Here is an 11,461-nt window from a genome sequence, read left to right on the forward strand (position 1 = left end):
CCGCCGGTCCGCTCGGCCACGCCGGCCAGCCGGGCGGCGTCGCGCCCCGCGAGCGCCAGGCTGGCGCCCCGCCGGGCCAGCGCCTCGGCCGTGGCGGCCCCGATGCCCGACGACGCTCCCGTGACGAGCACCCGCGCACCGGCCAGGTCCATGACGTCCTCCTCCCCTGTCCCGGCCTACCCGGCGACGGGGGCGCCCAGAGGCGTCCGGGGCCGTTCATGGGGATCCGCGGACGCGCTCCTTGTCGCACCCTGGCCGGACGAGCCCGGCACGCCGGGGTCACACTCCGGCGCGGCCGTCGGCGCGGCGGTGGTCGCGGCGGTGGTCGCGGGGGCTGACGCCGCGCTCCCGCTTGAAGGCGGCGCTGAGCGCGAAGGCCGTGCCGTACCCCACCTGCCGCGCCACCGCCCCGATCGTGGCGTCGGTCTCGCGGAGCAGGTCGGCCGCGAGCGCGAGCCGCCACGAGGTCAGGTACGCCATGGGCGGCTCGCCCACGAGGCCGGTGAAACGCCGGGCCAGCGCGGCGCGGGAGACGCCCGCCTCCGCCGCCAGCGTGGCCACCGTCCACGGCTGGGCCGGGTCGCGGTGCACGGCCCGCAGGGCGCGCCCCACGACGGGGTCGGCGTTCGCCCGGTACCAGGACGGCGCCTCCGCCTCCGGCCGCGCGAACCAGGCGCGGAGCACCGCGATCAGCAGCAGGTCGAGGAGCCGGTCGAGGACGGCTTCCTGGCCCGGCTCGTCCTTGACGATCTCGTCCGCCAGCAGCCCGACCAGCGGACCGTCCCACGCGCCGGCGGGCGGCACGAGCAGCGCGGGCAGCGCGCCGAGCAGGCGGCGGCTGATCTCCCCGCGCATCTGGTAGGTGCCGGTCAGCATCGTCACCGGTCCGCCGGGGTCGTTGCCCCAGGTCCGCACGCCCAGCCGCATCACGTCGCCGAGGGGCTCGCCCTCCGGCGTCGTGCAGCGCTGCCCCGGGTGGATGACCACCTGCGGCGGCGTGCCCGGGTCGTCGGCGACCGTGTACGCGTCCGGGCCGCGCAGAATCGCCACGTCCCCCGGTCCCAGCCGCGCCGGCTCCGCGTCGTCCGGCACGATCCAGGCGCCTCCGCGCACGAGGGCGACCAGCGTGAGCGGCGCCCGGTCCTCGATGCGCAGCGACCAGGGCGGGGCGAGGAGCGAGCGGAGCAGGAAGGCCCCCTCGGCTCTCGGGCCGTCCAGGAGTCGCGCGAGGGCGTCCACACGCCCACCGTAGACGCTCGCGTATGTCCGCGCGATCCTCGGCCATTTCCCGTCTCGACGACCGCCGGTTTACTGGGGACCACCGAACCACCGACGCCACGAGGAGGACGAACGTGCCGGACACCCTGCGAACGGTCGCGCTGCTGGCCGCCGTGATCACGTCAGGACTGATCGCCGGGCTGTTCTACGCGTTCGCCTGCGCGGTCATGCCGGGGCTGCGGCGCGCGGCCGACCGGACCCTCGTGGACGCGATGCAGCGGATCAACGTCGCGATCCTGAACGGCTGGTTCGCGCTCACGTTCGCCGGGGCGCCGGTCCTGACCGCCGTGACGGCGGCGCTGCACCTGGGCGGGGACGCCCGGCGGGCGCTGCCGTGGGCCGGGGCCGCCCTGCTCTTCCACTGCGCCGCGCTCGCGGTGACCTTCGCGGTCAACATCCCGCTCAACAACGCGCTCGACGCCGCCGGGGCGCCGGACCGCCTCGCCGATCCGCGCCTCGTCCGGGACCGGTTCGAGGCGACCTGGGTGCGGTGGAACCTGGTGCGGGCGGCCGCCTCGGCCGCCGCGTTCGGGTGCCTCGCCTGGGCCCTTCTCGTCTGAGCCGCCGACGGCTCGGCCGCGGAGCCGGCGCCTCGGCCGTGGAGCCGGAAAAAGATCACACCCGAAAAGCGAAATAGAGCAAACCGGGAGAAACATCCCCTAGCCGATCAACGAATAATGAGGCGTGCCGCCCTTGGCCCGGCAGACAACGGGCACCGGTGCACCCCCGGCCGGCCGCGGCGCGACGACTTGCATCCGTGGGATCGAGGTTCTCGCATGGCGACCGAAGCCGCATCGTCGACGCCCTCCCGGACGTGGATGACCGCGCTCAACACCCGCTACCACCGCGCCGCGCTGGGCGTGTTCGCCTTCATCGTCGTGGCCCACTGGGCCGAGCACATAGCCCAGGCCATCCAGGTGTACGTCCTCGGCTGGCCGCTCCCGCAGGCCCGCGGCGTCCTCGGGCTGCCGTTCCCGTGGCTGGTCACATCTGAGTGGATGCACTACGGCTACGCGCTGCTCATGCTGATCGGGCTCCTCACGCTCCGGCGCGGCTTCAGCGGCAGGGCGCGGGTGTGGTGGAACGTCTCGCTCGGGATCCAGGTGTGGCACCACTTCGAGCACCTGCTCCTGCTCCTGCAGGCCATGACGGGCGACCACCTGCTCGGCCGGCCGGTGCCCACGAGCATCATCCAGCTCCTGGTGCCGCGGATGGAGTTGCACCTCTTCTACAACACCATCGTGACCATCCCCATGGTCGTCGCCATGATCCTGCACCGGCGGCCGAGCCGCGCCGAGCGGGCGCTGATGGTGTGCACCTGCGCGGCCCCCGTCGCCGCCACCGCCGCCGCGGCCGCCGCCGCGTGATGGCGCAGGAACCGCCCGCCGGGCGCCGGCGCTCCCCGGGCTTCACCGCGGTGCTGACCCTCATCGGGCTGTTCCTTCTGTACCTGGCCGTGCCCAGCATCGGGCCGGCGGTGCGGGCCGCCCGCGCGGACGGGATCCCCGGCACCTTCACCGCCACCCGGCTCGACTGCGTGGAGCACCCGGGGCACGAGGCCTGTACCTGGTCCGGCGACTTCCGCTCGGACGACGGCACGGTCCGCCGCGCCGGCGTCGCCCTGTACGGGGCCGACCGCGACTACCTGCGGACCGGGCAGCGCACCAGGGCCGTGGACGTCGGGCGGCCCAGCCGCGTCTACGGCCCCGGCGGCTCGATGGAGTGGGTGTTCACGGCCCTGCTGCTCCTCGCCGGGCTCGGCCTCCTGGCCTTCCTGTACGTCCGGCCGCTGCTGCGCCTGGCGGCCGCCCGGCCCCCCGCGGGCGCACCGGTCCCCGGCCCTCAGCCGGGGGCGGAGGCCCGCTCGCGCTAGCCCGCCTCCGCGCGGGGCCGCGTTCCACCTCGCCGTACGCACCACGGCGTCGCTCCCGCCTCCCGCCGAGGCCGGGGCGGCGCCGGGCGCGAGCGTGCGCGCACGCCGTCCGAGAGGCCCGCCATGCTGCGACCGACCATCATGATCGTGGGCGACTCGATCAGCCAGGGGCTGGAGGGCGACTACACCTGGCGCTACCGGCTGGCCCGGCACTTCGACGCCCACGGGGTGGCGGCGCGCTTCGTCGGCCCGTGGACGGGCACCGCGACGCTGCCCGTCCGCCAGCCGCCCGGCTACCCGGCGCGGGCCGCGGAACCGGGCTGCGAGGGCCGCTACCGCCCCGGGATCCACTTTCCCGGGAGCAGGCACTACGCCCGCTGGGGACGGCTGCTCGCCGAGGCCAAGGACGGGATCGGGGCCGCCGTCGCCGCCCACCGGCCCGAGTACCTGATGGTCGGGCTCGGCTTCAACGACCTCGCCTGGGGTGTGTCCGGCCCCGGCCGCCTCCTCGACGACGTGGGCACGTTCGTCCGGGAGGCGCGTGCGGCCGGCCCTCGTCTGCGCTTCCTCGTCGCCGACATCGTCCACCGCACCCCGCTCGGCCACAGTCCGGACCTGCCGCGCGTCACCGCGTCGTACAACGAGCGCCTGCCCGGCCTCCTTCACCGGCTGTCCACGAACTCCTCCCCGATCGTGCCCGTCGGCCTGGCCGGGGTGTACGACCCCCGTCACGACGCGTACGACGGGCTCCACCCCAACAGCGCCGGGGAGTTCACGATCGCCAAGGCGTTCGCCGACGCGTTCTCGGCGGCGTTCGCCGGCGGCCGGCTGGACTTCGCCGTCCCGATCCCCCGGACGCCCGACCCGCTGCCGATCCGGCCGCCCCGGGGACTCACCGTCCGCCCGTACGGCCGTGGCGTGCGGATCTCCTGGACACCGGTCTTCGGCGCGAGCGGGTACTGGCTCCACCTGCGCGACACGGGGTCCGGGGAGCCGTTCCGGCGCTCCGAGCTGCCCGTCGCCGCCACGAGCTGCGATCTGAGTCCGGAACCCGGGCGCGCGTACGAGGTGGCCGTCAGCGCCGCCAGGGGGCCGCAGGAGACGGTCCCGACGGGTCCCGTGGCGTTCGCCCTCGGCGCGCCGCTCCTCGCCGCAGGTCTCCCCTCCTCGTGAGCTCCGATTGACATGCAACCGTTCGGCTGCCTATCGTTTCAGGCAGCCGAACGGCTGCATGTTCGCGACCACGGACAGGGAGCAACGGAGATGGCCGACGACGCCTTCGTCTACACGACCTACATCGGCACCAGCCCGGAGCGGCTGTGGCGGGCCCTGACGGATCCGGCGTTCACCCGCCGCTACTGGGGGGCGACGTTCGACACCGACTGGTCGCCCGGCTCGCCGATGGTCTGGCACTACGCCGGCGCGACGTCGGCGGGACCCGAGCAGGTGGTCCTGGAGAGCGACCCCTACCGGCGGCTCGCCTACACCTGGCACACGTTCACCCCCGAGATGGGTGCCGCCACCGCCATGGACGAGGAGACCCTGGCCCGGCTGGCCGCGGAGCCGCGGTCGAAGGTGACGTTCGACATCGAGCCCGTCGAGGAAGGGGTCAGGCTCACCGTCGTCCACGACGGCTTCGAGCCCGGCGGCGCCCTGCTGGCGGGCATCGGCGAGGGCTGGCCGCGGATCCTCTCCGCGCTGAAGACCCTCCTCGAGACCGGCGACGAGGCCCTCGAGGCCGCCGCGCGCTGACGCCCCCGGTTCGACGCCCCGATCCCGTTCGCCGGTTTCCCTGGCGGGGCGACGGGGTCAGTCCGCGGCGGCGATGCCGGCGAGCAGGTCGACCAGCCGCCCGGGGGCCGACACCATCGGCCAGTGGCCGGCGTCGATCGTGTGGAAAGTCCAGGAGGGGGCGGCGCGCAGCGCCGTGACGTCGGCCGAGACCCTGCCGCCGAAGTGCTCCCTCTCGCAGATGACGTACGTGGCCCGCTGCTGGGCCAGCGGACGGGTGAGGACGGCGGGCTCGGCGATCGTGCGTCCCGGGTGGCCCACGAAGCGCTCGGCGAGCCAGCGGGCCTGCCGCGGGGAGAGGTCCTGGCCGTCGGCCACCACGGACGGGTCGGGGGCCGGCCAGCGGCCCCGGTTGTCCTCGATGAGCCGGAGCTCGTCGGCCCGCAGCCGCTCCGGGAAGGCGTGCAGCATCGACCTGCCGTCGTGGGGCAGGAAGCCCTCGACGAAGACGGTGTGGGCCACCCGCTCGGGGGCCCGGTCGGCCACCTGGCCGGCGACGATGCCCGAGTAGCTGTGCGCGACGAGGACGGCGCCGGTCAGGTCCTCGGCGGCGAGGAAGCCGAGCACGTCGTCGACGTGCGTGCCGAGGCCGACGGCGGACACGTCCCCGTCAGCGCTGCCGAGGCCCGACAGCGTGACCGGCAGCGCGCGGTGGCCGAGGCGGCGAAGGCCGCGGGTGACGGGCTCCCAGATCCACGCGCCCGTCCAGGGGCCGGGGATCAGGACGATGGGCTTGTTCACGGAAGGTCATTCCTCTCCTTCACGGCTCGGACGACCCCGGAGGGGGTCGCGCCGGGCCGCCTTGTGCCGAAGGCGGACGACGAGGCTTCCCGCGCGGCTCCCACAGCCATTCAGCCGTCCCGCGCGGGGGCTCGTCAACGTGCGTCACGCGGCGGCGGGCAGCGTGTACGCGTGGGAGACCTCGACGAGGTCGGCGGCGTGCGACTCCGAGAGGGTGATCACCTGTGCGCCGGAGACCACGGCCACGGCGCCGACGTACCCGGGGCCGGGGTCGAGCGTGCGCAGCCGGACGCTCTCGGGCGGGACGTCCAGCGGCCAGCCGAGCAGCGCGGGCGCCTCGTCCGGGCCGCTGACCAGGACCTCGTCCGGCGGGATCCGCAGCCCGTGACCGGTGGCCTTGAGCACGGCCTCCTTGCGGACCCACACGCGTGCGAAGGCGGCGTGCCGGTCGTACGCGGGGACCGCGTCGAGGAGCTCCAGCTCGGACGGCGACAGCGCGCACTCGGCCAGCTCGTCGACCGGGGCGGCCGGCACCTCCTCCACGTCGACCCCGAGGGGCCCGGCGGTCGTGACGCCCACGACCACCCGGTTCCCCGAGTGGGACACCGACACGTGCAGGGGGACGCCGCCCGTCCGCACGTACGGCTTGCCGTGGGGCTTGGGGCAGTCCGGGCACCGGCGGTCGATCTGGACGTCCTCGGGGGACGTGCCCAGCTGGGTGGCGGCCACGGTCCGCAGCAGCCACGAGCCGGTGAGGAACCGTCGTCGGTCCTGCTCCCGGTGGAAGCGGGCCGCCCGGTCGAGCTCGGGCTCGCTGAGGACGCTGGTCAGCGTCTCGACGGTCTGCTGCCACGGGTCGGCCCACCACACGCGGCACTCCGCCGTCTTCAGGATGGTGGCGATCATCGGTGCTCCTCCTTCTCGTGCTGTACGGGCGGCTTGCTGTCGGGGGGTTTCGCGTCGGGGGGTTTCGCGTCGGGGGGTTTCGCGTCGGGGGGGCCGGAGAGCGTGCGGCAGGCCGCCAGCCGCCAGTGGCTGACCTCCGGATTGGTGAGGATCTCGGCCATCTCGGCGCCGATCTCGGCGCCGGTGACGTCCTCGTCGGTCTGGACCCGGATGATGATGTCCCCGGTGGCCTGCGTGAGGTCGGCGCGCCATCTCCGGGGCAGCAGCGCCATGATCCGGATTCCGTCGATCGGCGAGTTGGGCGGCGCGTGGCCGGCCGTGCGGCGCATCGTCAACTGAACAAGCATCGGTCGTCGCCTTCGGACTCAGTCCCAGGTGGTGCCGTCGGTGTGAGCGACGGAGTCCCACGTCGTGCCGTCCGTGGTCCCGGCCGAGTCCCACGTCGTGCCGTCGTCCGTGGCGGGCGCCGCGTCCCAGGTCGTCCCGTCAGCCGTGGCCGGGGCCGAGTCCCATGTCGTGCCGGCGGCCACCGCCCGCGGGGAGTCCCATGTGGTGCCGCCCGCGGCGACCTCGTAGCCGCCCAGCCCGGCGGCGCACGCGAGGGCGCCGGAGACAATCGCGAGCGACCACTTGGCGAAACGGGGGGAATTCACGGGGGAGGCAATCCGGCTGTTCATTTCATTACTCTTTTCGGTGAGCGGTTGTTTTGTTCTCGCACAACCAACTCTGCGCTTTCCACAGCCCGGCAACCAGGCAAAACGGCGGCAGCAAGTTGCCTCGCCGCGACAGCTTCCTGCCATCCCCTCCAGGCGTGCCCGGCCCGCGTCCGCATCCTGTAATGCCCGTTGACCTGGCACTTTGCCGCAAGCGGCCACTCCGGGCCGGGGACGACACCATCCGGCCACCCGGGGAAATGACACCAAGAATGGCGCCGCGAAATGAAAAAAAGAAAACCAACAATTGCGGGGCGCCAAGAGGCCGGACGTCGCGGCAATTGGCCATCCGATAGGGCCGGAGGCGTCTCGGGTGGTGGTGCGGGGTCGCCGGCTGGCAGACTTCTTGGGTGTTTCCACGGCGCCCGTTCGTCCTGTCCGGCCCGCGTGTCCGCCTGGAGCCGCTGTCCCCCGGCCACGCCAAGGGACTGTGGGCCGCGGCGGACGACGAGGTCTTCGCCACCCTGCCGTACGACCGTCCGCCGACCGTGCAGGCCATGGGCGAGTGGATCCGTGCGGCGCTGAGCCGTGAGGCGGTGCGCCTGCCGTTCGCCGTGGTGACCGGCGGGGAGGTGGCCGGGACCACGTCGTACTGGTATCCGGACGACGTGCGCCGGCAGGTCGAGATCGGATCCACCTGGCTCGGACGGGCGTGGTGGGGTGCGGGAATCAACCGGGAGGCCAAGCGGCTCCTGCTGGAGCACGCCTTCACGGAGCTGGCCTGCGAGAAGGTGGTGTTCCGCACGGCCCCCGACAACGTCCGGTCCCAGCAGGCGCTGCACCGTCTGGGGGCGGTCAGGGACGGGCTGGTCCGCCGCGACTGGCCGCGCGGGGACGGCACCTGGCGCGACAGCGTCTACTACTCGATCCTGCGCAGCGAGTGGATCGCCGGCTGACACCGGGGACGCGGGCCCACAGGTGTCGGCCGCCGCGGGTGGCACGCTCGCGAGTGAAGGCTCCTATGTCTGACCCCGCACCGTCTCGACGGCGTGCAGGCCGTCGGCGTCGACACGCTGATCGAGGCCGGGGGGTTCCGCTACACCCGCAGACCGCATGAGCCCGGAAGGTTCTGGAAGAGATCCGGAAGCGTGTCGGATCGGGGCGGTGGTGTTCGTAGCAGGGGTGAGGCCGCCACAAGGCGGGCGCGACCGGCTTCCCGCGAGGAGACACCATGACTGCCACCTACACCTTCGACATCTTCTCCACGCTCGACGGCTTCGCCAACCACAGCGGCGACTGGGGCGGCTACTGGGGCAAGCAGGGCCCCGAATTCCTGGAGTATCGCGCCGCCGCCCACCGCGGCCCGCTGCGCATGGTGCTGGGGGCCACGACCTACGCGTCGAACGCGCCGTTCCTCGGCGCAGGCTTCGATCGGGGCCTGTTGGACGAGTGGATCACGCGCATGTTCGACTCCCCGGTCACGGTGCTCTCCAGCCGGCTGACCGAGCCCCTCGAGTGGCCGGGCACGACCATCGAGTCCGGCGATCCCGTCGAGGTGGTCACGCGCCTCAAGGCCGAGTCCGATGTGCCGCTGCGCTCCCACGGCAGCCTGACGCTCAACCGGGCGCTGCTGAACGCCGGCCTGATCGACGTCATCGAGGTGACGGTCTTCCCGGTCATCTCCGGGACGACCGGCGTCGACCGGATCTTCGACGGTGCGGACGACTTCGACCTCGAACTGATCGAGGCCCGGACCTTCGACGGCCACACGCAGGTGCTGACCTATCGGCCGACGCGACACAGGTGATCGACGACGAGGCGGCGTCGACCCATGCCGGCCGCTCGGCACGGCGAGCGTTTGGGGGGCCCGGGGCCGTGGTGTCGGTCCGGCCTGGTTGGATACGGCCGTGATCGTACGTGAGGCACGGCCGGACGAGATGGACCAGGTCGGGCGGCTGCGGGTGGCGGCCTACGAGGCGGAGGACCTGCTGGCGGCCAATCCGGCCTACGCCGAGACCCTGCGGCTGCTCGGTACGCGGGGCGACGGGGAGGTGCTCGTCGCGGTCGAGGACGGCCGTGCGGTGGGCACGGCGATGCTGCAGCTGTGGGGGCCCGGCTGCGAGGTCGCCCGTGAGGCCGGCGAGGCGGAGATGCGCGCGCTGGCGGTCGATCCGGCGGCGCGCGGCCGGGGCGTGGGCGGGGCGCTGGTCGAGGCGGTCGCCGGCCTGGCGGCGTCCCGGGGCGCGCGACGGCTCGTCCTGTCCACGCAGCCCAGGATGACGTCCGCCCAGCGCCTCTACCGGGCGAAGGGGTTCGACCGCCTGCCTGAGCGCGACTGGACCCCCGTCCCCGGGCTCACCCTGCTCGCCTTCGGCAAAGCCGTGACCGCCGGTCGCTGAGCCCCCACGCCGTGGACCAGGCGGCGGCCTGGCGACAGGGCGGAGGTTCCAGCCCGCCGGCCCCCGCAGGCGCCCGCCCCGGCAGCCCACCCCCGCCGCCCGCCGCGTTCGGCGTGCCGGACCCGGCGGGAAACGCCGCGCGCGTACGGGGACGCCCTACAGCGGGACGTTGCCGTGCTTGCGCTGCACGGCCGGGCGGCGCTTGTCACGGAGCATGGCGAGGCCGCGGGCGAGCGCCGATCGGGTGTGTGCGGGGTCGATGACGTCGTCCACGAGCCCGCGCTCGGCGGCGTAGTGGGGGTGGACGAGCTGCCGCGAGTACTCGGCAACCAGCTCGGCCCGAAGGGCGGCGGGGTCGGCCGCGGACGCGAGCTCGCGCCGGTGGATCACGTTCACCGCGCCCTCGGCGCCCATGACCGCGATCTCGTTGGTCGGCCAGGCCAGCGACAGGTCGGTGCCGATCGAACGGGAGTCCATCACGATGTACGCCCCGCCGTACGCCTTGCGGAGGATGACCTGCACCCGCGGCACGGTCGCCTCGCAGTACGCGTACAGCAGCTTGGCGCCGTGCCGGATGATGCCGGCGTACTCCTGGTCGGTTCCCGGGAGGAAGCCGGGCACGTCGACGAGCGTGACGAGCGGAATGCTGAAGGCATCACAGAAACGGACGAACCTGGCGGCCTTCTGCGACGCGGCCACGTCGAGCACCCCCGCGAGCACGAGGGGCTGGTTGGCCACGACGCCGACCACCTCGCCGTCGATGCGGGCGAGCGCGCAGATGACGTTCCCCGCCCAGCCCTCGTGCAGCTCCATGAACTCGCCGTCGTCGACCACCTCGGCGAGGACCTGCCGCATGTCGTACGGCTTGTTCGGCTCGACCGGGACGATCTCGGTCAGGCGCGGGCGCAGGTCGGACGCCGCGTCGCGGGAGGGTCCGCGCGGCGGCAGTTCGAGGTTGTTGGCCGGCAGCATCGAGACGAGGTAGCGCACGTCCTCCAGGCACGTCTCCTCGTCGTCGTGCACGAACGTGGCGATGCCGGAGCGGGTGCCGTGGACCTGGGCGCCGCCCAGTTCGTCGTGCGTGACGCGCTGGCCGCTGACGGCCTCCACGACGTCCGGCCCGGTGAGGTAGAGCTGGGCGGCGTCGCGCACCATGAACGTGAAGTCGGCCAGCGCCGTGGAGTAGGCCGCTCCCCCGGCGCAGGGCCCGAGGACCACGCTGATCTGCGGGATCACCCCGGACGCCTGGACGTTGCGCTGGAAGATGCCGCCGTACCCGTTGAGCGACATCACCCCCTCCTGGATCCGCGCGCCGCCGCTGTCGTTGATGCCGATGAACGGCGAGCCGGTGGAGACGGCGAGGTCCATCACCTTCTGGATCTTCACGGCGTGGGCCTCGCCCAGCGAGCCGCCGAAGATGGTGAAGTCCTGCGCGTAGACGAACACCCTGCGGCCGTGGATCGTGCCGGAGCCGGTGACGACGCCGTCGGTGTGCGGGCGACGCCGCTCCATGCCGAGGCCGTGGGCCTGGTGCCGCCGGTACATGTCGATCTCGACGAACGACCCCTCGTCGAGCAGCAGCGCGAGCCGCTCCCTGGCCGTCCGTTTGCCGAGGGCGTGCTGGCGGTCGACCGCGGCGCGCGTCCCGGCCACGATCTCGTCGTGCAGGGCGTCGCGCCGTTCCCGCAGCGTCCGCATGGACGGAGGCGGCGGCGGAGCCTGCGGCGTGGTCTGCGGCGTGGTCTGCGGCGTGGCCCGCGGTACGGCCTGCGGTACGGCCTGCGGACCCGCCGGGACGGGAACGGCGGGTGGAGCGGGCG

At 73.7% G+C, this 11,461-nt stretch carries 15 protein-coding genes; 8 read left to right on the forward strand and 7 right to left on the reverse strand.

What is annotated here, in order from left to right:
* On the reverse strand, positions 1-152 hold a 152-nt coding region (locus tag MPTA5024_RS39270), incomplete at its 3' end, for an SDR family NAD(P)-dependent oxidoreductase (protein ID WP_036320266.1).
* Positions 153-279: 127 nt separating this feature from the next.
* Positions 280-1,239: an AraC family transcriptional regulator gene (locus MPTA5024_RS04935; protein ID WP_036320269.1), complete on the reverse strand. Its 960-nt coding sequence runs from the start codon at positions 1,237-1,239 to the stop codon at positions 280-282.
* Positions 1,240-1,352: 113 nt separating this feature from the next.
* On the opposite strand from MPTA5024_RS04935, the gene MPTA5024_RS04940 reads away from it, so the two are divergent.
* The 5 genes from MPTA5024_RS04940 to MPTA5024_RS04960 all read left to right on the forward strand — a co-directional run bounded on the left by MPTA5024_RS04940 (position 1,353) and on the right by MPTA5024_RS04960 (position 4,903).
* Positions 1,353-1,838 carry an anthrone oxygenase family protein gene (locus MPTA5024_RS04940; RefSeq protein WP_051457715.1) on the forward strand — a complete coding sequence of 162 codons (486 nt, stop codon included), beginning with the start codon at positions 1,353-1,355 and terminating at the stop codon, positions 1,836-1,838.
* Positions 1,839-2,054: 216 nt separating this feature from the next.
* Positions 2,055-2,645 carry a hypothetical protein gene (locus MPTA5024_RS04945; protein ID WP_036320271.1) on the forward strand — a complete coding sequence of 197 codons (591 nt, stop codon included), beginning with the start codon at positions 2,055-2,057 and terminating at the stop codon, positions 2,643-2,645.
* Positions 2,645-3,151: a hypothetical protein gene (locus tag MPTA5024_RS04950; RefSeq protein WP_051458026.1), complete on the forward strand. Its 507-nt coding sequence runs from the start codon at positions 2,645-2,647 to the stop codon at positions 3,149-3,151. Before MPTA5024_RS04945 ends, MPTA5024_RS04950 begins: the two co-directional genes overlap by 1 nt.
* 123 nt (positions 3,152-3,274) lie before the next feature.
* Positions 3,275-4,324 (forward strand): GDSL-type esterase/lipase family protein, encoded by a 1,050-nt coding sequence (locus MPTA5024_RS04955; RefSeq protein ID WP_036320272.1) that lies wholly within the window; start codon positions 3,275-3,277, stop codon positions 4,322-4,324.
* 90 nt (positions 4,325-4,414) lie between these two features.
* Positions 4,415-4,903 (forward strand): SRPBCC family protein, encoded by a 489-nt coding sequence (locus MPTA5024_RS04960; protein WP_036320273.1) that lies wholly within the window; start codon positions 4,415-4,417, stop codon positions 4,901-4,903.
* A gap of 57 nt (positions 4,904-4,960) precedes the next feature.
* Here MPTA5024_RS04960 and MPTA5024_RS04965 read toward each other — a convergent pair whose 3' ends face one another.
* From MPTA5024_RS04965 to MPTA5024_RS04980, 4 genes are all read right to left on the reverse strand, one after another.
* Entirely contained in the window at positions 4,961-5,683 is a 723-nt protein-coding gene (locus MPTA5024_RS04965; RefSeq protein ID WP_084369425.1) for an alpha/beta fold hydrolase, read from the reverse strand.
* Positions 5,684-5,827: 144 nt separating this feature from the next.
* Complete coding sequence (locus MPTA5024_RS04970) at positions 5,828-6,589, reverse strand: 4'-phosphopantetheinyl transferase family protein (RefSeq protein ID WP_051457716.1); 762 nt, start codon at positions 6,587-6,589, stop codon at positions 5,828-5,830.
* Entirely contained in the window at positions 6,586-6,936 is a 351-nt protein-coding gene (locus tag MPTA5024_RS04975; RefSeq protein ID WP_198166951.1) for a hypothetical protein, read from the reverse strand. The genes MPTA5024_RS04970 and MPTA5024_RS04975 overlap by 4 nt, the downstream gene beginning before the upstream one ends.
* An 18-nt stretch (positions 6,937-6,954) precedes the next feature.
* Positions 6,955-7,242 (reverse strand): hypothetical protein, encoded by a 288-nt coding sequence (locus MPTA5024_RS04980; RefSeq protein ID WP_036320276.1) that lies wholly within the window; start codon positions 7,240-7,242, stop codon positions 6,955-6,957.
* A 410-nt stretch (positions 7,243-7,652) separates the two neighbouring features.
* Between MPTA5024_RS04980 and MPTA5024_RS04985 the strand changes: the two genes are divergently transcribed.
* The 3 genes from MPTA5024_RS04985 (at position 7,653) to MPTA5024_RS04995 (ending at position 9,641) form a co-directional block, all read left to right on the forward strand.
* Positions 7,653-8,198, forward strand: a complete 546-nt coding sequence (locus tag MPTA5024_RS04985; RefSeq protein WP_036320277.1) for a GNAT family N-acetyltransferase — start codon at positions 7,653-7,655, stop codon at positions 8,196-8,198.
* 275 nt (positions 8,199-8,473) lie between these two features.
* Positions 8,474-9,049, forward strand: a complete 576-nt coding sequence (locus MPTA5024_RS04990) for a dihydrofolate reductase family protein (RefSeq protein ID WP_036320278.1) — start codon at positions 8,474-8,476, stop codon at positions 9,047-9,049.
* 100 nt (positions 9,050-9,149) lie between these two features.
* On the forward strand, positions 9,150-9,641 hold the full coding sequence (locus tag MPTA5024_RS04995; RefSeq protein WP_442922015.1) for a GNAT family N-acetyltransferase: 492 nt from the start codon (positions 9,150-9,152) through the stop codon (positions 9,639-9,641).
* A 156-nt stretch (positions 9,642-9,797) separates the two neighbouring features.
* Here the strand turns inward: MPTA5024_RS04995 and MPTA5024_RS05000 are convergent, their stop codons facing one another.
* A complete protein-coding gene (locus MPTA5024_RS05000; protein WP_036320280.1) occupies positions 9,798-11,339 on the reverse strand; it encodes an acyl-CoA carboxylase subunit beta in 1,542 nt (513 codons plus the stop codon).
* Positions 11,340-11,461 lie beyond the last annotated feature (122 nt).

Source organism: Microbispora sp. ATCC PTA-5024 (genome assembly GCF_000511135.2).
GTDB classification, from domain to species: domain Bacteria; phylum Actinomycetota; class Actinomycetes; order Streptosporangiales; family Streptosporangiaceae; genus Microbispora; species Microbispora corallina.

Coding starts and splice junctions, on each gene's coding strand:
- MPTA5024_RS04945 (WP_036320271.1), top strand. CDS start 2,055: ATGGCGACCGAAGCCGCATCGTCGACGCCCTCCCGGACGTGGATGACC.
- MPTA5024_RS04950 (WP_051458026.1), top strand. CDS start 2,645: ATGGCGCAGGAACCGCCCGCCGGGCGCCGGCGCTCCCCGGGCTTCACC.
- MPTA5024_RS04955 (WP_036320272.1), top strand. CDS start 3,275: ATGCTGCGACCGACCATCATGATCGTGGGCGACTCGATCAGCCAGGGG.
- MPTA5024_RS04960 (WP_036320273.1), top strand. CDS start 4,415: ATGGCCGACGACGCCTTCGTCTACACGACCTACATCGGCACCAGCCCG.
- MPTA5024_RS04970 (WP_051457716.1), bottom strand. CDS start 6,589: ATGATCGCCACCATCCTGAAGACGGCGGAGTGCCGCGTGTGGTGGGCC.
- MPTA5024_RS04975 (WP_198166951.1), bottom strand. CDS start 6,936: ATGCTTGTTCAGTTGACGATGCGCCGCACGGCCGGCCACGCGCCGCCC.
- MPTA5024_RS04990 (WP_036320278.1), top strand. CDS start 8,474: ATGACTGCCACCTACACCTTCGACATCTTCTCCACGCTCGACGGCTTC.
- MPTA5024_RS05000 (WP_036320280.1), bottom strand. CDS start 11,339: ATGCGGACGCTGCGGGAACGGCGCGACGCCCTGCACGACGAGATCGTG.